The sequence below is a fragment of the Microbacterium sp. 22215 genome, from assembly GCF_052045655.1.
GTDB classification, from domain to species: Bacteria; Actinomycetota; Actinomycetes; order Actinomycetales; family Microbacteriaceae; genus Microbacterium; species Microbacterium phyllosphaerae.
On record NZ_JBQEPC010000004.1, the window covers coordinates 85,656 to 105,352 of the forward strand.

Sequence of the window (19,697 nt, forward strand, 5' to 3'; positions counted from 1 at the left end):
TCAGCCCCTCCCGACCTCCGGTGTGGATGCCGCGAGCCACGCGTCGCGCATGAAGCGGCGCACGTCCTCGTCGACCCGGATGTCGCTCGGGCGCAGCGCCCGCGACAGGTAGAGCCCGTCGAGGGATGTGAGTCGTGACAGCGCCACGTACGTCTGCCCCGGCGCGAACGCCCCGGAGCCGAGGTCGATGATGGCACGATCGTAGGTCTTGCCCTGCGACTTGTGGATCGTGACGGCCCACGCCAGGCGCAGCGGGAACTGCGTGAACTCGGCGACGACGTCGCGGGTCAGCTTCTTGGTGCTCGACTCGTACGAGTAGCGGAATCTCTCCCAGACCGCGGGCTCGACGTCGACCTCCTCGCCGTCGATCTCGACGCGCACGGTCTCTCCGAGAATGCGCACGACGGTGCCGATCGTGCCGTTCACCCACCGGGGCGGCTCCCCCGACATCGACGTGTCGTTGCGGAGGAACATCACCTGCGCGCCGATCTTGAGCTTGAGCTCCGACTCGGCGGGCAGCGAGGCCTCGCCCCTGCCGAACTCTCCACTGACCTCGGCCCTGGCCGTCTGCTCCTTGCCCGGGAGGGCGGCGAGGTGACGGCTGTTGATCGTGTTCACGATGTCGTTGCGGGTGGCGAGCGTGATCATCGGCACCTCCCCCGGTTCGGGGTCGGGAGGCGTGCGCGCGCCCTGTGTGTTCAGGACGCCGGCGATCTCGGCGGTGACCCTCCCGTAGCGCACGGCGTTCAGCATCGCCTTGAATCCGTCATCCGACTGCCGATGGATCTGCACGAGTTCGCGCACGTGCAGCTCTGCGCGGGTGTCGACCGCGAAGAGGCCGCCGTCGGACTCCTCGGCATCCCCTCCACCCGACCCGGCCCACACCTTGGCGTCGAAGAACCAGAACGAGCGGTAATGGTCTTTCACGTAGCGCAGTTCGTCGCCCCGAGGAGGCACGGGAGCGAGCTGATACGGGTCGCCGAACATGACGATCTGCACGCCGCCGAAGGGGATGCCGCGCTTTCCCCGAGCCTGGCGGAGCGAGCGGTCCATCGCATCCATGAGGTCGGCGTTGACCATCGAGATCTCATCGATCACGAGGGTCTCGATGGCGTTGAGGATGCGGCGTGTGTTGTCGTTCTGATCGATGTCCGAGTCGCCGATCAGGCCGATCGGGAGGCGGAACAGCGAATGGATCGTCTGTCCCTCGACGTTCAGTGCGGCGACGCCGGTGGGCGCGCAGATCGCGATCTGCTTCTTCGTGTTCCACGAGAAGTACTGCAGCAGCGTCGACTTGCCCGTGCCGGCGCGACCCGTGATGAAGACGTGCTCGCCGGTGTCCTCGATCAACCGGAACAGCTCTTGCTGCTCTTCGGACAGGGCGGGAAGCGACACTCCCCCATGCTACGTGGCGGCGCCGCCCGACATCCGCGGGACACCGCCGCCGTCCGGCGTCATGCAGCGACCGACGCACGGCGTCGTCCCAGGCCGCGCTCCTAGACTGACGCCATGCAGACGGTCGAGACGAAGGCGCCCCGGCGCGCCCGTCTCGCTGCCGATCTCGCGATGCTGGCCGTGATCGGTCTCGTGCTCGTCGCCGCCCTCGCGGCGGGCGGTGCCACGCTCTACAGCCAGTTCTACGGCCCGTCCGCCTTCGTCGTGCGCTACCTCGACCTCCTCTCGGAGGGGCGTGCGGCCGACGCCCTGCGCGTGCCCGGCGTCGCCATCGACCGCGAGACGCTCGAGACCGCAGGCGTCGGCGCCACGGCATCCGAGGCCCTGCTGCGGCATGCGGCTCTCGCCCCTCTCTCCGATGTTGAGGTGGTGTCGGAGAAGCCCGACGGCGACAAGACCGCCGTGACCGTCTCGTACAGCGCGGGCGGCCACAAGGGCGTCACGACGTTCACGGTCGAACAGGACGGCTGGGCAGGCGTCACCCCCAACTGGCGCTTCACGACGAGCCCCCTCGCGGTGGTCGATCTCACGCTGCTCGGGGCCGACCAGTTCGCGGTCAACGGGTTCGAGGTCGACCGCCGACAGGTGTCGTTCGCCGGTGTCGACGCCGCACCGCTCGATCCCCTGCCGCTGCTGGTCTTCACCCCCGGCCTCTATTCGGTGACCGTCGACACGGCGATCGCCGACTCCGAGGGCGTGGGTGTCCTCGCCGACACCCCGCTCGCGACCACCCCCGTCGACGTGCAGACCACCCCGACCGACGAGTTCGTCGAGGTGGTGCAGCAGCGCGTCGAGGAGTTCCTCACCCAGTGCACGTCGCAGCAGGTGCTGCAGCCCACCGCATGCCCCTTCGGGCTCGAGGTCTCGAACCGCATCGCCTCGCTGCCGGAGTGGTCGATCGCGACGCAGCCGCACGTCACCGTGGTCCCGGATGCCGGACACTGGAAGATCCCGCCGACGGATGCCGTCGCCCACGTCGAGGTCGAGATCCAGTCGCTCTTCGACGGCTCGATCGAGGACGTGTCCGAGGACGTGGCATTCCAGGTCAACGGATCGATCACGATCCTCCCCGACGGCTCGGCGTCGATCCGGGTCGGGTCGCCCGACGAGGACTCCGCGGGCTGAGGACCGTTCACTGCCGATCCCGGTGCAGACCGGAAACCGGTCAGCGCAGGATCAGCGCGCTTCGCGTTCTGCCTCGCGCCGGTCGCGCTCCGCGAGCGCCGCGAGCTTCGCGTTGTACTCCTCGAGCTCCGCCTCACCGGTGCGATCGGCATGCCGGTCGCGCCGCTTCTGCAGCTTGGTGTCGTTGCGGCTCCACTGGATCGCCACGGTGATCGCCAGGATCAGCGTCGGGATCTCCCCGATCGACCACGCGATGCCCCCACCGATGTACTGGTCGTCGAGAGGTGAGGGGCCCCAGGTCCGCCCCATCGACCCGAACCAGTCGGCGACCATCAGCCCCTCCTGCATCATGATCGCGATGCCGAAGAACGCGTGCATGGCCATGATCGCGATCAGCGTGATCAAGCGACCGGGGTACGGCAGGCGGTACGGCACGGGGTCCGCGCCGATCAGGCTCATCACGAAGAGGTAGCCCGAGATCAGGAAGTGCGCGACCATCCACTCGTGCCCGAGGTGCTCGAACATCGACCAGCGCACCAGATCGGTGAAGTAGAACGCCCACAGCGAGAGGATGAAGATGCCCGCCGCGACGAACGGATGCGTGACGACCCGAGAGAACGGCGAGTGCACCGCCCACATGATCCACTCGCGACCGCCGCGCGTGCCGTCGTCGCGCTTGTGGATCGCGCGCAGCGCCAGGGTGATCGGTGCGCCGGAGACCAGCAGCAGCGGGATCGCCATCGACAGCATCATGTGCCCGAGCATGTGCACGCTGAAGAGGTACTCCTGGTAGGCGTTGATCGGACCGCCGGTGACCCAGAGGAGCATCAGCATGCCCAGCACCCAGAAGACGGTGCGATGGATCGGCCAGCGGTCGCCGCGCAGACGGAGCCTGCGTACACCCGCGAGATAGAAGAACAGTCCGAAGCCGGCGGCGACCAGCCAGAGCACGTCGATGTCCCAGGCGGTGAACCACCGGTCGATGGTGAACTCGGGCGGCAGCGGCGAGCGGGTGAGGTTCTCGGCCGGCGTCTGCACGAAGGCCGCCTCCTCACCGGTGGGCGGAGGGGTGCGTGCGAGCGCAGCGGCGGCACCCGAGGCCAGGCCCATCAGAGCGACCTCGCACAGCACGAGCATCCAGAACCACCGCGAGGCGTTCGCTCCGTCGAGACGGGGGATCAGACGGATGCGGTACCAGGCGCCCAGCAGGCCCATGGCGATCAGCAGCACCACCTTGGCGAGCAGGATCATGCCGTACGGCGTCCACAGCTGCGAGATGTCGCCGAGGGCGACGAAAGAACGGGTGAGTCCCGAGATGGCGACGACCGCGAAGGCGGCGATCGCGAGACTCGAGTAGCGACTGACGAGCTGTGCGGTGCCGATGCCCGAGCGGCCGCGCAGGATCACGACGAGCAGCAGCCCCCCGAGCCAGACGGCGGCGCCGATGGTGTGCAGCAGGATCGAGTTGACCGCGATGTTGTGACCCGACAGTTCGCCCGAGTGCCCCTGAGTCGCGAGAGGCAGGAAGGATGCCGCGGCGAGGAGAGCGGTGATCAGGGTGGGCGTCCAGCTGCGCCACGCGAACGCGAGCACCGTGATGACAGAGCCCATGATCGTGGTGATCAGCCACGACTGCCCCAGAGGCAGCTCGAGCAGGAACCGGCCGAGCTGCTGGCCGAATTCGCGCTCGGCGCTCAGCTGCGGGTTGAACGCCGCCATGAACGTGAAGAACCCGCCGATGCCGGCGGTGACCGTGAAGACCGCTGCGCCGGCGGATGCCGTGTTGAGTGCCACATCGAAGGACTTCTCCTCGCTGCGCAACGCGAAGAGCGCGAGCACGAGGGAGCCCAGCATCGCCGCGGAGGCGATGTTCATGACGAGCTTGACGATCGGGGTGGCCCACCGCACGAAAGGGCCTGGGTCCTGCAGCAGCAGCGGTGCCGCTCCGCCGCCGATCATGAGGGCGATGAGCACGCCGATCAGGGCGGCCGCGAGCAGGATGCCGATTCCGCCCGCGCGATACGCGGAGCTGGTCTGGGTCTGCACGGCGCGGGCACTCACCCCTCAAGCCTAAGCCGCCGCACCGGGGAGAGAGCACGAAGGCCGCTCCCGACGGATCGGGAGCGGCCTTCGAAGAGGTGCAGTCTTACTTGACGGCAGCCTTGAGCTTGGAACCAGCGGTCACCTTGACGCGGTGGCCGGCCGGGATCTTGATCTCGGCACCGGTCTGCGGGTTGCGGCCCGTGCGAGCTGCGGTCGCGACCTGCTCGAACGAGATCCAGCCCGGGATCGAGACCTTGCTGCCCTTGGCAACAGCGTCGGAGACCGAGGAGAACAGCGCGTCGAGGACACCCGAGACGGTGGCCTGGCTCTGGCCGGTGGCGGAAGCGATGCTCGCGACGAGCTCGGTCTTGGTGATGGACTTGTCAGCCATGTCATCCTCCAGCGACGAGGTTCCCGTCGCATCGTTGGTGTTCGGGGGGCTGATGCCCTCCGTTGGTCGAGTGACCGCCTTGAATGTACCAACCACCACCCACATTTCCGCGTCATTTCGCGGGTTTTGGGCTTTTCGGCGGCGTGTCGTGGGGCAGAAGTGACGAATGTGACTCGTGTGGCGGCTTCTCAGCCCGGTTCGTCGGGCGTCGAATCCCGCGTGATCCCGGCCGGATCGTGGCACATCCTCACTGCACGGACGATCCGGCGGGCACGTGATCGTTTCCGGACTGAGACGCCGCCGACGCCGCCGCTCGACGCTTCGCCCGACGGCTGCGCGTCTCCTTCGAGAGGGGGAAGCGAGCATCCAGCTGCGGCTCGAGGACGATCCGACGCAGAGCAGTGAGGATCACATACCCGCCGACCCAGTACGAAAGGAAGAGGACGAGGCCGTGAGGGAACGTGAAGCTGAGCAGCGTACAGACGATGCCGATCCCGACGTACAGCCATTTCCAGGCGTTCGTGATCCTGTCGCGCGATGCCTGCTGCTCGTCGGTTCGTTGCTGCAGCGAGTCGACCCGGCTGCTCAGCGCATCATCCTCGATCGAGGCGAAGAGGTCGCGCACCGGCACCTGCAGGGCGTCGGCGACGAGTGACAGCGTCTCGAGGCTCGCATCCTGTCCGGCCTCGAGCCGCTGCACCGTGCGGAGTCCGACTCCGCTCTCGTTCGCGAGGCGTTCCTGCGTCCATCCCTGCGCCTGGCGCAGCTCGGTGATTCTTGTCGTGTTCATGTGCTCCATGCTCCTCACCGGTCGCCGTCGACCACCACGTCATCGAGACGCCGGTCAGCCGCCAGTCGGCCGCCATCGACCCGCCGCACAGTCGTCAGCACCCGACACGGACCCGCCGGCATCTCTCGTCTCATCCCGTGCACCCGTCTTCTCCTGTGCGCGTCATCTCCGATGCGCGTCAGCGCCGGCGGTGGGCATCGATCACCGAGCGGGCGGTGCGCGCGAAAGCCGGAGCGACGCGGTCCTCTCCGTCGAGGTAGCCCCCGACGAGCGCCGCATCGCGCAGCAGCACGAGCGAGGCCGCGACATCCGCGGGCTCATCGAGGCCTGCCCGCTCGGCGGCCGCCTGCAGCGTCGACCGGAACCACTCGCGGTGCTCGTCGATCAACCGGCGCACGGCGCCCGCGGCATCGGGGTACTCGGCTGCGGCGTTGATGAAGGGGCATCCGCGGGTGTGTCGGAGGCGGATGTCGGAGGCGATGCCCTCGATGACCGCATCGACCAGTTGTGCGGGGTCGGTGACCTCGGCGCCGGCGTCGGCGAACATCGCCCGCAGCATCCCGTCTTCGTTGCGCAGGTAGGCGAGGACGAGGTTCTCCTTGCCGCCGAACTGCTTGTAGAGAGTCGCCCTCGTGACCTCGGCCTCGTCGATGATGCGGTCGACGCCGACCGCATGGATCCCCTCTTCGTAGAAGAGCCTCGTCGCGCTGTCGATCAGCCGCGTGCGGGCGGCGCTCGGCCGCTTCGACGCCGGGGGCGCGCTCGAGGTCGCCGCCGTGGTGCTCAGTGTCTTGGTGTCCATGGTGATCCCTCTCATCGTGTCATCCGAATCGTGCGATTCGAACCGCGACTTCTGAATATTCAGGAATAGATTGTGGTAGATAGAACGTTCGGTCTACTATCAGCGTAACGCACTCGCACTCTGCGGGGGCAGATACAGGAGAAGAGACAATGAACAGCACCGACAAGACCCCGATCGTCCTCATCCACGGACTCTGGATGACGCCGAAGAGCTGGAACACATGGGCCGAGCGCTTCCGGGCACAGGGCCACGACGTGATCGTCCCCGGTTGGCCCGGGATCGACGACCGCTCGGTCGAGGACATCCGCCGCGACCCGTCGGCGCTGAAGGGCATCGGTCTGAAGCAGATCGCCGACCATTACGAGCGCATCATCCGCGCACTCCCGGTGAAGCCGATCATCATGGGCCACTCCTTCGGCGGGGTGCTCACCCAGATGCTCGCCGACCGCGGACTCGGCGCCGCCTACGTGGGCGTCGCACCCGGACAGACCGCCGGCGTGACCGCGCTCCCCCTGTCGACGCTCTGGACCGGCACGCCGATCCTGTCGAACCCGTTCGGACGCAACGGCGCCAAGCCGCTGTCGAAGCGCCACTTCCACTTCACGTTCGGCAACGACCTCTCGCGCGCAGCATCCGATGCCCTGTGGGAGGAGTACGCCGTGAACTCGTACAACCGGGTGTTCTTCGAGGGCGTCACCTCTGTGCTGAACGAGAAGGGCGGCGTGACCCACGTCGACTACACCCGGGCAGACCGTGCACCGCTGCTGCTGATCGCCGGCGAGATCGACCACGTGGTGCCCCCGACCATCGTCCGCGCGATCGAGAAGAAGTACCGCTCCACCGGCAGCCCGGCCATCGTCGAGTACAAGGAGTACGCGGGCCGCACCCACCGACTCGTCAGCCAGAACGGCTGGGAGGAGATCGCCGACTACGCCCTGACCTGGGCGGTGGCGCACGCGACAGCATCCGTCTGATGGCGCAAGACTCACGAAAGGGGCGAAGATCCGAAGATCCTCGCCCCTCCCGGCTGTCTGGCGGCTTACTGCACTCTGCGACGGGGAATCGCGAGAGACAGGATGCCGGCGACGAGCAGGAGTCCACCGGCACCCAGAAGGATGCCGTCGACCTCACCACCCGTGGCAGCCAACGCCGCTGCCCGCGCCGGCGCCGTCAAGGGCGCCGATGCGTCCGAGGGGGAGCTCGGATCGGCAGCGGTACCGGATGCGGGCTGGGGTCCCGCCTCCGGAGTGGACCCGTCACCGGGCTGGGGGCCCGGTTCGGGTTCGGTACCGTCACCGGGCTGGGGGCCCGGTGCGGGAGTCGCGATGATCGCCACAGGGACCGAGGTGCTGACGTTGCCGACGCGGTCGGTCTGGGTGACGGAGAGTTCCTGGTCACGATCGTCGAGAGCGGGGATGACGCAGGCCCAGGTGCCGCCGGTCTCCACGACTGTGGAGCACACGACCGTACCGGACTCATCACGCACCTCGACGGTGGCACCGGGTTCACCCTCGCCCGTCAGCTCGAGCGGGCCGGTGAGATCCTGCTCGCCTTCGGGTGCGGCGACCGCGGGTGGATCCACCTGCGCGTCGACGAGGACGATGCCGCCGTTGGTGGCCGAGTCCGCATCCACCGAGTGCTGGTATGCCGCGAGGGAGTTCATGCCATGGGTCAGGGGCGTCGAGGGCAGGATGCTCCAGCGCCCGTCATCGCCGACGACTGCGGTGCCGAGCGCCGCTCCCCCGTAGAGGGACAGATACACCGTCGCTCCCGGCACACCCGACCCCGTGATGGGGGCGATCGGGCCCACCGGCGCGGAGGGGACGTCGATGACGGGCGCGGGCACGGCCACGCGGTAGAACCAGGTGGCGGAGGTCAGCGGATTGACGTTGGTGTAGACCGCCGGGTCGAAGTCGAACGAGTAGTGCAGGGCGTAGGTGGTGCCGGGGACCGCATCGGCCGGGATCCGCACGCTCGTGTAGAAGTTCGAGTAGCGGTTCCCGGTGGTCGAGGGTCCGATCGCGTTCCAGTTCGACTGCGTGAGGCACTCGAGCCCTGCGCCCCCGTCCGTCCGCGCGCAGGCCCGGGTGCGGGTGCCGTTGACCCCGACGTTCCGCAGGTTGGCGCTCGCGATGATCAGGCCGTTGTCGGCTCGGTAGTGCAGCCGAGCCGTGTTGGCAGGCACGCCTACGGGACCGACGTTGCTCACGGTGTTGCCCTGCTCGAAGGTCTCACCCGCGTTCACGGTCCGGACGGTTCCGCCGGTATAGCTCTGCATGGTGATCTCCGTGGCGAGGATCTGCATCTCGGCCGGATTCTCAGGCGCGGTCTCGGCTCTCGCATCGGCTGCCGGTGCGCCGGGGATCCGATCGGCAGCCTGGTCGCTCACCTCGGCTGCCGCGGAGTCGACCGGCGGGATCGGGACGACAGCGGGTGCGTCCTCGACGGGCTCGCTCGCAGTGGATCCATCGCTCTCGGACGGCTGCTCCGTCGTCACCGGCCCCTCGGGCGTGCTCGACTCGTCGGTCGCGGTGGGGGCGGTGACGATACTCGCGTCATTCGCAGATGCCGGGGCGGCGGCGCCGGTGACGGATGCGGCCGCGATCGCGACGACGGCGACGAGTGCGGGCAGGGCGGCGCGCGAGCGTGGGGCTCGTCGAGCGCGGGGAGTCGCGGTGGTCATGGGGTTCCTTCGGTAGGTCGTCGCGACGATGTCGCGGGCGCCTGCCCGGAGCTCTCCGCCCGACGCGTCGGCGGTGGCCGACATTCAAACCATACATTAATATTTCAATCTATCCAAGTATTAATATTTCTGTTGCTGACATCACAGGCTGGGGAGTGGCGGGAACTACGGGAACTGCGCGGCCTGCAGCACCGCCCCGAACACAGCGAAAGGGGCGAGGATCCGAAGATCCTCGCCCCTTTCGGCTTGTCTGCTGAGACTTACCAGCTCGACTTGGTGACACCGGGCAGCTCGCCACGGTGTGCCATGTCACGGAAGCGGACGCGCGAGACGCCGAACTTCGTGAGGACACCGCGGGGGCGGCCGTCGATGACGTCGCGCGAACGCACGCGAGCCGGCGACGCGTTGCGCGGCAGCTTCTGCAGGCCGACGCGTGCGGCCTCGCGGGCCTCGTCGGTGGCGTTCGGGTCGACCAGGGTCTTCTTCAGCTCGGCGCGACGCTCTGCGTAACGCTCGACGATGACCTTGCGCTGCTCGTTGCGAGCGATCTTGCTCTTCTTAGCCATTGATCAACGCTCCTCTCGGAATTCGACGTGCTGACGGATGACCGGGTCGTACTTCTTGAGCACGAGGCGGTCGGGGGTGTTGCGGCGGTTCTTCTTGGTCACGTACGTGTAGCCCGTACCCGCCGTCGAACGCAGCTTGATGATCGGACGTACGTCCTGAGCCTTCTTGGCCATTAGAGCTTCACACCCTTCGCCTGGAGGTCCTTGACCACGTTCTCGATGCCGCGGACGTCGATCACCTTGATGCCCTTGGCGGACACGTTGAGCGTGATCTTACGACCGAGCGACGCGACGAAATAGGTCTTCTTCTGCACGTTCGGGTCGAAGCGACGCTTCGTCCGGCGGTGCGAGTGCGAGACGTTGTGACCGAAGCCGGGAACAGCTCCTGTCACCTGGCACACTGCTGCCATGATGTGACTCCTTCTATACCGTGAGGCCGGACGGCCTCACCCAAGATCCCTTGTCTGCGCGCCACCCCGCATCGCCGATCTCTCGGTGGAAGAGGGGGAAGCACGCGAACTACGCACAGGAGTGTGCGCAGACAAAGAGTCAGTTTAGCATGACCGAGGTTCAGACTCGAACGGCCTCGAGCAGAAGCGCCGCCCCCGGCGCCAGCAGCGGCAGCGGCACCCCGACCGACTCGAAGAAGGAGCCGGACGCTTCGATCCCGGCATCCAGCCACGCGGGGTCCGAGACCTGATGGCGCCCCACCGATCCGAGCTCTTCGCGCACCCGCAGCCGGTATCGCTCCCCCGCCTGCAGCCCCGGAATCCTGGTGCGCGGCGTGAACGCGTCGACCGAGGCACCGAGCCTCACCCACGCGAACACCGCGTGAGAGCCGTCGGGCGCGACCACGCCGTGCAGCAGGGTCTCGTCGTCGACCTCGTCACTGCGCACCGTGACGCCCGAGTGCAGCAGCGGGCGCAGCTCGCGGTAGAGCGCCGTCCAGCGAGCCAGCATCGCACGCTCGTCATCCGTGCATCCGGTGATGTCCCACTCGATGCCGGCGTGGCCGAACAGCGCGGTCGTCATGCGGAAAGGCAGAGATGCCGCACGATGGGTGGTCTCGGCGATCGGCGGCCCGACGTGCGAGCCCACGACCTCCGGGGGCACGAGCGTGCCGGTCCACCGCTGGATGCGCTGACGTTCCACCGGGTCGTTCGAGTCCGAGGCCCAGACGCGCTGCGTGCGCTGCAGCACGCCGAGGTCGACGCGAGCGCCACCGCTCGCGCAGGATTCGATCTCGAGTGCCGGATGCCGCTCGCGCAGCGCGTCGAGCAGGGTGTAGAACGCGACGGTCTGGGCGTGCACCGCCGCACGCCCCGTGCGCGGCGACACCGCCGCATGCAGGTCGCGGTTGTGGTCCCATTTGATGAAATCGACGCCGATCTCGGAGGCCAGCGCGTCGAGGCGCTCGAGAAGGTATGCCGCGGCATCCGGGTTCGTGAGGTCGAGCACCTTCTGATGCCGCCAGGTGGGCGAGTCGGGCGACGCCTGCAGCACCCAGTCAGGATGCTCCGCGGCGAGGTCCGACACCGGGTTCACCATCTCGGGCTCGAACCAGAGGCCGAACTGCATCCCGAGCCCGTGCACATGCTGCGCGAGAGGCCGCAGCCCCTCGGGCCACTTGGCGTGATCGATGTACCAGTCGCCGAGCCCCGACCGATCGTCGGGGCGGCCACGGAACCATCCGTCGTCGAGCACGAACCGCTCGACGCCGACGGATGCCGCGGCCTCCGCGAGCTCGACGATCTTCGCCGGGTCGTGGTCGAAGTACACCGCCTCCCACGTGTTGAGCACGAGGGGGCGCGGCGTGGTCGGGCGCGCGGCGAACCCGCGCACCGTCTGATGCAGGCGGGCGGACACCGAGTCGAGGCCGCTGTCGCCATAGGTGAGGAACACACGAGGGGAGACGTAGGTCTCGCCGCTCGCGAGCCGGATCTCGCCGGGCAGCAGCAGCTCTCCCCCACCGAGCACCGCGCCGTGCACACCGGCGCCCTCGGGCAGCCTCTCGACGCCGACCTCGAGGTCGCCGCTCCATGCGACGTGCGCGGTCCAGATCTCCCCCCGCCGGAAGCCGAACCCGCCTGTTCCGACGGCGGTCAGATACGGAGCGTCGTGTCCACCGCGACCGCGGCGCACCTGACGCAGGTGCGCACCGTGGCGCAGGGCGCCCCGCTGCGGGTGCCGCTCGCCCGTCCAGCGGCCGGTGTGGTCGAGCACCTCGGTGGCGTGGGCGGGGATCGGGAGCAGGATGCGGGCGGCCAGGAGGTCGAGCGGCACATCGCCGTCGACGGTGCTCGTGACCGATACCTGCGCGGTCAGCACACCGAAGGGATCCAGGTCGAGTTCGAGGACCACCGAGGCGCCGGCCGCGGCATCCGAGAACTCCGCGCGCAACGTGGTCTCCGTCGCTGCCCACCCGATCGAGCGCAGCAGCGGAGCGCTGTGCAGTCCGCCGCGATGCCACGCGAGTGCCGGTGCGCCCGACCACCCGTCGGCCTCGACGGCGAGCAGCGGGACGACCCGCGGAGCATCGAACGAGCTGAACGTCACCGAGCCGGTCGACGACCCTGCGAGCGCCGTCAGATCGGCGGGGTCGAGCGCCGCACCCCAGTGCAGGATGCGGGCGCCGGCGGTGTCGATGACGACGCTCACGCCGGCCGAGGTCAGGTGGACGAGTTCGCTCATTTGCCGCTCCAGACGAAAAGGGAGGCCCGCCCGTGAGCATACGGGCGGACCTCCGAGGGTGTTACTCCTTGACGGGGATCGACGCGGCCTTCAGGGCGTCGACGGTCGCCGTCTGACCCTTCTCGATCGCGTCGAGCAGCGTGCCGCTGCCCGAGACCGCGGCCTTGAACCCGTCGGACACGTCCGAGTAGGTCTGGGTCATGGTCGGGCCCCACGCGAAGTCGGGCGAGACCTGGGTGGCGGCGTCGGCGAAGACGTCGTAGATCTTCTGTCCGCCGTAGAAGTCGACGCCCTCGGCGTAGACCGGCAGCGTCAGCCCCGCCGTGGTGGCCGGGTACAGGTTGGCCGCCTCGGCGAGCGCGGTCAGCGCCTCATCCGACGTGTTCAGCCACAGCGCGAACTTGGTCGCCTCGTAGACGTGCTCGCTGCCCTTGAGGACCGCGGTCGACGAGCCGCCCCAGTTGCCGGCGGCGGATCCACCCTCTTCCCACTGCGGGAGAGGTGCGACGGCCCAGTTGCCGGCGGTGTCGGGGGCACCGCTCGAGATCGAGTTGGCACCCCAGACGGCGGAGTTCCAGGTCCAGACCTCGCCGGAGTTGTAGGCGTTGTTCCACTCGTCGGTCCAGGCGGGAACCGTCGCGACGAGGTCGTCGTCGAGCATGCTCTGCCAGAATTCGGCGACCGTGGTGGTGGCGTCGTCGGCCATCGAGACCGTCCAGCCCTCGTCGTCGCTCGAGAACCACTGAGCGCCGTCCTGCCAGGCGAAGCCGGCGAACTGGTTGATGTCGGACTGCGAGAAGTTGGTGATGTATCCGCCGAGTGCGCGGATCTTCACCGCGGCGTCGCGGTACTCGTCCCAGGTGGTGGGGATCTCGATGCCGTTCTTCTCGAACAGGTCGGCGCGGTAGAACAGCGCCATGGGGCCGGTGTCCTGAGGGATGCCGTAGACGCTGTCGGTGCCGAGTGTCACCTGACCCCAGGCCCAGTCGACGAACTGGTCTTCGGAGGCCACGACGTCTTCGCAGGCGCTGAGGTCTTCGATGCCGTCCTGCACGAGGAAGTTCGGCAGGGCGTCGTACTCGATCTGGCCGAGGTCGGGGGCGTCGCCCGCCTTGATCTGGTTGAAGAAGTTCTGGTAGGTGCCGCCGTTGCCGTTGGGGCCGGTCTGCACGTCGACCTGGATCTCGGGGTTGGCGTCGTTCCAGATCTTCACGACGTCTTCGATGCCGGGGATCCAGGAGGTGAACTCGAGCGTGACGTCGCCGTCGGCGGGGGTGCACGAGGCGGCGGCGTCGCCGCCGGTGCCGGAGCTGTCTCCGCCGGACGCCGAGCAACCGGCGAGCGCGAACGCCGAGATGGCGATGACAGCGGCTGCCTTCATCTTCGAATGCTGCATTTCGATCCTTTCGTGGATGCGATGGGGGTGGTGCGGGTGGGTGGTGCGGGTGGGTGGTGCGAAGGGTGGCCGCCCGGTCGGTCCGGTCGGCCGTCTGCTCACTTCAGGGCGCCGGCGCCCAGTCCGTTGCGCCAGAAGCGCTGGAGCAGGAGGAAGGTGACGATCAGCGGGATGACCGACAGGAGGGCGCCGATCAGGACGAGACCGCGGAGCTCTGGCAGCTGGTTCAGCTGGTTGTTCCAGTTGTAGAGACCGAAGACGACGGGGAAGAGCTCTTCGCTGCGCAGCATGATCATCGGCAGGAAGAAGTTGTTCCAGATGGCCACGAACTGGAACAGGAACATCGTCACCAGAGCGGGGGTCATCAGGCGGATGCTGACGGTGAAGAACGTGCGGATCTCGCCCGCGCCGTCGAGCCTGCTCGCCTCGAGGAGTTCGTCGGGCACCGAGGAGGCCGCGAAGATGCGGGCCAGATACACGCCGAACGGACTCACGATCGAGGGCAGGAACACCGACCAGAAGGTGTTGGTCAGCTGCGCCTGGCTGAAGATCAGGAACAGGGGCAGCGCGAGCGCCGTCGCCGGCACGAGCACTCCGCCGAGCACGATGTCGAACAGCAGGTCGCGGCCGGGGAACCGGTACTTCGCCAGGGCGTAGCCGGCCATGGCGGCGAGCAGAGTGGCGATGGCCCCGCCGAGCGCCGCGTAGAGCACGGAGTTCATCAGCCAGCGGAGGTAGATGCCGTCGCGGTAGGTGAAGAGCTCGGCGATGTTGTCGAACAGGTGGAAGTCGGCGAACCACAGCGGAGCGGTGGTCAGGATGTCGCCGGTCTCCTTGCTCGAGGCGACGAGCAGCCACCACAGCGGCAGCAGGAAGTAGACCGTGAACACGGCCATGATCAGCATGGCGCCGGTGCGCGAGATGCCCGACTCGCGAGCGGCCTTTCCGCGCGGAGCCTTGCCGCGGGAGCCCCGCCCAGGGGCGACGATCGACATGGTGCTCATGCGTTCTGCTCCTTGCGCTGCATGTACTTCATGAATCCGAACGACAGCACGAACGTCGTCACGGCGAGCACGACCGAGAAGGCGGCCGCCAGGTTGGTGTTCGGGATGGATGCCGTGGCGTACACGGTCATGTTCGGGGTGAACGTGCTGGTGACCGCCGAGCTGAACGAGCGGAACACCTGTGGCTCGGCGAGCAGCTGCAGAGTGCCGATGATCGAGAAGATCGCGGTCATCACGATCGCCGGGCGCACCAGCGGGATCTTGATCGACCAGGCGATGCGCCACTGGCTGGCGCCGTCGAGGCGAGCCGCTTCGTACAGCTCCTGGGGGATCGAGAGCAGCGCCGAGTAGATGATCAGCATGTTGTAGCCGACGTAGACCCAGGTCACGACGTTCGCGATCGACCACAGCACGAGATCGGCCCCGAGGAAGTCGATCTGCTTGGTGATCGCGGTGAACGGCGACAGGTTGGGCGAGAAGAGCGAACCCCACATGATCGCGGCGATGACACCAGGCACCGCGTACGGCACGAAGAACGCGAGGCGGAAGAAGCGCTTGCCGCGCACGAGCGGCGAGTCGAGCAGCAGCGCGAACAGCAGCGCGAGGCCGAGCATGACCGGCACCTGCACGACGCCGAACATGAGCATCCGCCCCATCGACGCCCAGAACGCCTCGTTCTGGAAGACGAGCACGTACTGGGTGAGACCGCCGAACACCTGCTCGGCCTTGCCGAACGTGCCGTCGCGCTTCACGACCAGCAGCGACTGCCAGAACGCGTAGGCGATCGGCACGACGTAGAAGAGGGCGAACAGGACGCCGAACGGCACGATCAGGAACGCGATGGCTCCCTTGTGCGGAATGCGTCGGCGGCGACCCGGCGCCGTCGACGCTGAGGCGACCGCCGGAGCGGTGAGCGTGGTGGTCATACATCCTCCTTGATGATGCGGACCGCTCCGGCCGGCACGAGGCCGGTGGCCGGAGCGTCGGTGACGAGGTCGTGTCCGGATGCCGAGATCTCGGCATCCGTGGATCCGTGGTTGATGACGAACAGGAACGACCCCGTCTCGCCCGTGCGTCGCACGATCTCGACGTCGGGGCCTGCGCCGGGCATCGGGGAGACGCCCGCGGATGCCGCGAGTCGTGCGACCAGCCGTGAGTAGTCGTCGCGGGCGAGCTGCGTGCCGAGGAACCAGGCCTCACCGGCATCGGCGGCGCGTCGCGTGACGGCGGGCCGACCGGCGGAGGGGCCGTCGACGTACGACGCGACGACTTCGGCATCCGTCGTCTTGAACCGTTCGCTCCAGACGGTGCCCGTCGAGCCGTCGGTCAGCGTGACGGACTCGTCGGGACGCAGAGGCGCGAACTCCTCCGAGCGGATGCCGAGGAGGTCGCGGAATGCGCCGGGGTAGCCGCCGGTGCGCACGCGGTCCTGCTCGTCGACGATGCCGCTGAAGAACGTGATGAGAGCCGTGGCGCCGTTCTCGACCGCATGGGCGATGGCGGCGGCATCCGCATCGCTGATGAGGTGCAGTGCGGGGACGATCAGCAGGCGGTAGCCGTCGAGGTCGCTGCCCGGGCGCACGACGTCGGTGGTGATGCCGGCATCCGAGAGAGCTGCGTGCGCCGCGTGCACCTGGCCGAGGTAGGTGAGCGCCTCGCTCGGGCGGCCCTCGTTCTCGGCGGCCCACCAGCTCTCCCAGGAGAAGAACAGGGCGGCGTCCGCGGCGACCCGCGTGCCGGCGACCTCGCCGAGACGCTCGAGCAGACCGCCGAGTTCGACGGCCTCGCGCCACTGGTCGGAGTCCTCACCCGCATGCGGCACGAGTGCCGTGTGGTACTTCTCGGCGCCTTGGGTCGACGCCCGCCACTGGAAGAAGCAGATGCCGTCGGCACCGCGGGCGACGTGCGCGGCGATGTTGCGCTGCATCTCACCCGGAGCCTTGGCGAGGTTGTACGGCTGCCAGTTGACGGCGCCGGTCGAGGTCTCCATCAGCAGCCAGGGCGCACCCTGCGCGAGGCCGCGGGTCAGGTCGGCGGCGAATGAGAGCTCGCCCCGGGCGTCGTCGAGACGGCGGTCGAGGTAGTGGTCGTTGGCGATCAGGTCCATGTCGCCCGCCCACGACCAGTAGTCGAGGTTGCGGATGTGCGCGGTGACCATGAAGTTGGTCGTGACCGGCACGTCGCTGCGCTCGCGCAGGATCTCGGCCTCCGCACGGTACAGCGAGAGCTGCTCGTCGGAGCTGAACCGCTGGAAGTCGAGGATCTGACCGGGGTTTCGCAGCGAGAGGGCCTGCGCGGGCACGCGCACGTCGTCGAAGTCGCTGTAGCGCTGGCTCCAGAACGTCGTGCCCCAGGCGCGGTTGAGCGCGTCGATGTCGTCGTAGCGGTCGCGCAGCCAGCCCCGGAACGCCTCGGCACTCGTGTCGCAGTAGCAGAGCGCGTTGTGGCAGCCCAGCTCGTTCGACACGTGCCAGAGCGACACGGCGGGGTGGTCGCCGTACCGCTCGACCACGCGGGTGACGACCTCGGCGGCGTATGCGCGGAAGACCGGCGAGCTCGGGCAGTAGCCCTGGCGTCCGCCCTGCTGGAAGACTGTGCCGTCTTCGCCGACCGGGAGGATCTCGGGGTGTGCGGCGGTGAGCCACGGTGCGGGTGACGCCGTGCCGGTGCCGAGGTTGATGCGGATGTCGGCGGCGTGCAGGAGCCCGATGATCTCGTCGAGCGCGCTGAAGTCCCACACTCCCCTGGCTGGGTTGATCGACGACCAGCCGAAGATGTTGATCGCCACGAGTCCGACGCCGGCCTGCTGCATGAGCCGCACGTCTTCGGGCCAGACGCTGCGGTCCCACTGCTCGGGGTTGTAGTCGCATCCGAAGACGAGGCCGCGCCCTGCGGAGAGGGTGGCGATGCGGTCGGACACAGCGGCGGCCATCGGTGACGCTCCTTTGCGGTTCATGTGTGCACGTGCACAGTTCGCGGCATGGGAACAGCGATCGGGATTTCTGTGAACGTGCACACATCGTCGCATGTCGTGGTGAATCCCGTCAAGTCCGGGTCGCTAGGCTGTCGATCATGAGCACTTCCGCCCGTCGTCGCAGCACCGTGCACGACGTGGCGCGCGTCGCCGGGGTCTCGAGGGGAACCGTCAGCCGCGTCATCAACGGCGGGTATGTGTCGGACTCCGCACGCACCGCGATCGAAGACGCGATCCGCGAGGTCGGCTACGTGCCGAACACCGCCGCGCAGAACCTCGTGCGCCAGCGCACGCAGGCCATCGCGTTCATCGTGCACGAGCCGCACGCGCTGTTCCTCGAGGACCCGAACATCGGCGCGATCATGCTCGGCACGAACGAGACGCTGTCCGAGGCGGACTACCAGATGGTGTGCCTGGTGGTGGACTCCGTGCGAGACACCGAACGCGTCGCGCGCTACCTCAACGGCGGATTCGTCGACGGCGCCGTCATCGTCTCGGCCCGCGCGCAGGACCCGATCACCAAGGCCGTGATGCGGCTCGACCTTCCTGTCGCCTACGTCGGTCATCCGCCCGACGTGGATGCCGCGTGGGTCGGCGTCGACAACCACGGCGCGGCGAAGGCCGTGACCTCACGCCTCCTGGCGACGGGGCGCACCCGGGTCGGCATGATCGCCGCCGCCCTCGACCGCGACTCGGGCACCGACCGCCTCGCGGGCTTCACCGACGCGCTCGGCGACGCCTTCGACCCCGACCTCGTCGAAGAGGTGCCGCTGTACTCGTACGCCGACGGCGCCGCGGCGATGGCGCGTCTGCTCGCGCGGGTGCCCGACATCGACGGCGTGTTCGCCGCATCCGATGCGGTGGCGGCCGGAGCGATGTGGGCCCTCCGCGAAGCCGGACGCCGGGTTCCGGAAGACGTGGGCGTGGTCGGCTTCGACAACAGCACCTGGGCGACGCGCACCACGCCGCAGCTCTCGACGGTCGACCAGCCGGCCGAAGGACTCGGGGCCGCCGCCGCGGCATCCGTGCTCGCGCAGCTGCGCGACGATCAGCGTCCGCGTGCCGGGATCATGCTGCCGACGCCGGTCGTGTGGAGAGACTCGGCCTGAGCGCCCCTCCCCCAGCGGAACGGGGAGACCGTCGGATCGCCCGCGATCCAGAAGCGCCACGGGAACGCCTCGGTGCCGGCGATGCCGGCCACCCCGACGCGCGGTCCCGTCGCGATGTCCGGCACGGGCTCGTCACGCACCCAGAGCTCTGCGCGGGCGCCCTCGAACTCCTCGCCCGTGACCGCGTCGATGCCGTCGTGGATCGGATGCCGCAGGCCCGCCGCCTGCCCGAATCGCCCGGGCCCCCGCGCGAGGTCGCGGAGCGCCGTCCGGGTGAGCGGAGGGGTCGCGCCACGACGTACCGCCGCCGCATCCACTCCCGCCACGACCTCGCCCGCACGCATCAGGATTCCGCCCGCCTGCCCCTCGGGCCCGCACACGACGTTGACGCACGAGTGGATGCCGTGACTCAGGTACACGTACAGATGGCCGGGCTCGCCCCACATCGTCGCGTTGCGGGCCGTCCGACCCATGCGCGCATGTGAACCCGGGTCGGCCCGGGGACCCGTGCCGTGCCCGTGGTACGCCTCGACCTCGGTCAGCCGCAGGCGCACCTCGGAGCCGGCGACGACCGTGCGCAGTTCGGCCCCGAGCAGCCGAGGGGCGACATCGACGGCCAGCCCGTCGAGTTCTGTGCGGGTGACGCGATGCAGAGCGTCTGACGACAT

At 68.5% G+C, this 19,697-nt stretch carries 18 protein-coding genes; 3 read left to right on the plus strand and 15 right to left on the minus strand.

Annotated elements, in window-relative coordinates:
• Entirely contained in the window at positions 1-1,395 is a 1,395-nt protein-coding gene (locus ACTJKH_RS08270; protein ID WP_440736510.1) for an ATP-dependent DNA helicase, read from the minus strand.
• 114 nt (positions 1,396-1,509) lie between these two features.
• On the opposite strand from ACTJKH_RS08270, the gene ACTJKH_RS08275 reads away from it, so the two are divergent.
• Complete coding sequence (locus tag ACTJKH_RS08275) at positions 1,510-2,580, plus strand: hypothetical protein (RefSeq protein ID WP_210096239.1); 1,071 nt, start codon at positions 1,510-1,512, stop codon at positions 2,578-2,580.
• A gap of 51 nt (positions 2,581-2,631) precedes the next feature.
• Here ACTJKH_RS08275 and ACTJKH_RS08280 read toward each other — a convergent pair whose 3' ends face one another.
• The 4 genes from ACTJKH_RS08280 to ACTJKH_RS08295 form a co-directional block, all read right to left on the minus strand.
• A complete protein-coding gene (locus ACTJKH_RS08280; protein WP_440736709.1) occupies positions 2,632-4,539 on the minus strand; it encodes a cytochrome c oxidase assembly protein in 1,908 nt (635 codons plus the stop codon).
• Between the two features lie 187 nt (positions 4,540-4,726).
• A complete protein-coding gene (locus tag ACTJKH_RS08285; RefSeq protein WP_042541574.1) occupies positions 4,727-5,014 on the minus strand; it encodes an HU family DNA-binding protein in 288 nt (95 codons plus the stop codon).
• 247 nt (positions 5,015-5,261) lie between these two features.
• The gene (locus tag ACTJKH_RS08290) at positions 5,262-5,804 is read right to left on the minus strand and encodes a helix-turn-helix domain-containing protein (RefSeq protein ID WP_440736511.1); all 543 of its coding nucleotides are present in this window, start codon (positions 5,802-5,804) and stop codon (positions 5,262-5,264) included.
• Between the two features lie 178 nt (positions 5,805-5,982).
• Positions 5,983-6,606 (minus strand): TetR/AcrR family transcriptional regulator, encoded by a 624-nt coding sequence (locus ACTJKH_RS08295; protein WP_440736512.1) that lies wholly within the window; start codon positions 6,604-6,606, stop codon positions 5,983-5,985.
• 149 nt (positions 6,607-6,755) lie between these two features.
• Here ACTJKH_RS08295 and ACTJKH_RS08300 point away from each other — a divergent pair, with 149 nt between their 5' ends.
• Positions 6,756-7,580 (plus strand): alpha/beta hydrolase, encoded by an 825-nt coding sequence (locus ACTJKH_RS08300; protein WP_440736513.1) that lies wholly within the window; start codon positions 6,756-6,758, stop codon positions 7,578-7,580.
• Between the two features lie 65 nt (positions 7,581-7,645).
• On the opposite strand, the gene ACTJKH_RS08305 is transcribed toward ACTJKH_RS08300, so the two are convergent.
• From ACTJKH_RS08305 to ACTJKH_RS08345, 9 genes are all read right to left on the minus strand, one after another.
• Positions 7,646-9,289 carry an Ig-like domain-containing protein gene (locus tag ACTJKH_RS08305; protein ID WP_440736514.1) on the minus strand — a complete coding sequence of 548 codons (1,644 nt, stop codon included), beginning with the start codon at positions 9,287-9,289 and terminating at the stop codon, positions 7,646-7,648.
• A 260-nt stretch (positions 9,290-9,549) separates the two neighbouring features.
• Entirely contained in the window at positions 9,550-9,855 is a 306-nt protein-coding gene (gene rpsN, locus ACTJKH_RS08310) for a 30S ribosomal protein S14 (RefSeq protein WP_042540535.1), read from the minus strand.
• A 3-nt stretch (positions 9,856-9,858) separates the two neighbouring features.
• Positions 9,859-10,029 (minus strand): 50S ribosomal protein L33, encoded by a 171-nt coding sequence (rpmG, locus tag ACTJKH_RS08315; RefSeq protein WP_017203558.1) that lies wholly within the window; start codon positions 10,027-10,029, stop codon positions 9,859-9,861.
• Positions 10,029-10,265: a 50S ribosomal protein L28 gene (gene rpmB / locus ACTJKH_RS08320; RefSeq protein ID WP_042540533.1), complete on the minus strand. Its 237-nt coding sequence runs from the start codon at positions 10,263-10,265 to the stop codon at positions 10,029-10,031. The genes rpmG and rpmB overlap by 1 nt, the downstream gene beginning before the upstream one ends.
• 160 nt (positions 10,266-10,425) lie before the next feature.
• Positions 10,426-12,546 (minus strand): alpha-galactosidase, encoded by a 2,121-nt coding sequence (locus ACTJKH_RS08325; RefSeq protein WP_440736515.1) that lies wholly within the window; start codon positions 12,544-12,546, stop codon positions 10,426-10,428.
• A 61-nt stretch (positions 12,547-12,607) separates the two neighbouring features.
• Positions 12,608-13,942 carry an ABC transporter substrate-binding protein gene (locus tag ACTJKH_RS08330; protein WP_440736516.1) on the minus strand — a complete coding sequence of 445 codons (1,335 nt, stop codon included), beginning with the start codon at positions 13,940-13,942 and terminating at the stop codon, positions 12,608-12,610.
• A gap of 98 nt (positions 13,943-14,040) precedes the next feature.
• Positions 14,041-14,937 (minus strand): carbohydrate ABC transporter permease, encoded by an 897-nt coding sequence (locus ACTJKH_RS08335; RefSeq protein ID WP_440736710.1) that lies wholly within the window; start codon positions 14,935-14,937, stop codon positions 14,041-14,043.
• Between the two features lie 5 nt (positions 14,938-14,942).
• Positions 14,943-15,872 carry a carbohydrate ABC transporter permease gene (locus ACTJKH_RS08340; protein ID WP_210096246.1) on the minus strand — a complete coding sequence of 310 codons (930 nt, stop codon included), beginning with the start codon at positions 15,870-15,872 and terminating at the stop codon, positions 14,943-14,945.
• Positions 15,869-17,878 (minus strand): beta-galactosidase, encoded by a 2,010-nt coding sequence (locus ACTJKH_RS08345; RefSeq protein WP_440736517.1) that lies wholly within the window; start codon positions 17,876-17,878, stop codon positions 15,869-15,871. Before ACTJKH_RS08345 ends, ACTJKH_RS08340 begins: the two co-directional genes overlap by 4 nt.
• Positions 17,879-18,018: 140 nt before the next feature.
• Here ACTJKH_RS08345 and ACTJKH_RS08350 point away from each other — a divergent pair, with 140 nt between their 5' ends.
• Positions 18,019-19,029: a LacI family DNA-binding transcriptional regulator gene (locus ACTJKH_RS08350; protein WP_210096248.1), complete on the plus strand. Its 1,011-nt coding sequence runs from the start codon at positions 18,019-18,021 to the stop codon at positions 19,027-19,029.
• Here ACTJKH_RS08350 and ACTJKH_RS08355 read toward each other — a convergent pair.
• Positions 18,969-19,697: a DNA-3-methyladenine glycosylase gene (locus ACTJKH_RS08355; RefSeq protein WP_440736518.1), complete on the minus strand. Its 729-nt coding sequence runs from the start codon at positions 19,695-19,697 to the stop codon at positions 18,969-18,971. The genes ACTJKH_RS08350 and ACTJKH_RS08355 overlap by 61 nt on opposite strands.

What these genes read in the sequence shown, in the direction of transcription:
- ACTJKH_RS08300 (WP_440736513.1), top strand. Translation starts at nt 6,756, where the DNA reads ATGAACAGCACCGACAAGACCCCGATCGTCCTCATCCACGGACTCTGG.
- ACTJKH_RS08350 (WP_210096248.1), top strand. Translation starts at nt 18,019, where the DNA reads ATGAGCACTTCCGCCCGTCGTCGCAGCACCGTGCACGACGTGGCGCGC.
- ACTJKH_RS08355 (WP_440736518.1), bottom strand. Translation starts at nt 19,697, where the DNA reads ATGTCGTCAGACGCTCTGCATCGCGTCACCCGCACAGAACTCGACGGG.
- rpmG (WP_017203558.1), bottom strand. Translation starts at nt 10,029, where the DNA reads ATGGCCAAGAAGGCTCAGGACGTACGTCCGATCATCAAGCTGCGTTCG.
- ACTJKH_RS08280 (WP_440736709.1), bottom strand. Translation starts at nt 4,539, where the DNA reads ATGATCGGCGGCGGAGCGGCACCGCTGCTGCTGCAGGACCCAGGCCCT.
- ACTJKH_RS08285 (WP_042541574.1), bottom strand. Translation starts at nt 5,014, where the DNA reads ATGGCTGACAAGTCCATCACCAAGACCGAGCTCGTCGCGAGCATCGCT.
- ACTJKH_RS08335 (WP_440736710.1), bottom strand. Translation starts at nt 14,937, where the DNA reads ATGTCGATCGTCGCCCCTGGGCGGGGCTCCCGCGGCAAGGCTCCGCGC.
- ACTJKH_RS08325 (WP_440736515.1), bottom strand. Translation starts at nt 12,546, where the DNA reads ATGAGCGAACTCGTCCACCTGACCTCGGCCGGCGTGAGCGTCGTCATC.
- ACTJKH_RS08330 (WP_440736516.1), bottom strand. Translation starts at nt 13,942, where the DNA reads ATGCAGCATTCGAAGATGAAGGCAGCCGCTGTCATCGCCATCTCGGCG.
- rpmB (WP_042540533.1), bottom strand. Translation starts at nt 10,265, where the DNA reads ATGGCAGCAGTGTGCCAGGTGACAGGAGCTGTTCCCGGCTTCGGTCAC.
- ACTJKH_RS08275 (WP_210096239.1), top strand. Translation starts at nt 1,510, where the DNA reads ATGCAGACGGTCGAGACGAAGGCGCCCCGGCGCGCCCGTCTCGCTGCC.
- rpsN (WP_042540535.1), bottom strand. Translation starts at nt 9,855, where the DNA reads ATGGCTAAGAAGAGCAAGATCGCTCGCAACGAGCAGCGCAAGGTCATC.
- ACTJKH_RS08345 (WP_440736517.1), bottom strand. Translation starts at nt 17,878, where the DNA reads ATGGCCGCCGCTGTGTCCGACCGCATCGCCACCCTCTCCGCAGGGCGC.
- ACTJKH_RS08290 (WP_440736511.1), bottom strand. Translation starts at nt 5,804, where the DNA reads ATGAACACGACAAGAATCACCGAGCTGCGCCAGGCGCAGGGATGGACG.
- ACTJKH_RS08340 (WP_210096246.1), bottom strand. Translation starts at nt 15,872, where the DNA reads ATGACCACCACGCTCACCGCTCCGGCGGTCGCCTCAGCGTCGACGGCG.
- ACTJKH_RS08305 (WP_440736514.1), bottom strand. Translation starts at nt 9,289, where the DNA reads ATGACCACCGCGACTCCCCGCGCTCGACGAGCCCCACGCTCGCGCGCC.
- ACTJKH_RS08295 (WP_440736512.1), bottom strand. Translation starts at nt 6,606, where the DNA reads ATGGACACCAAGACACTGAGCACCACGGCGGCGACCTCGAGCGCGCCC.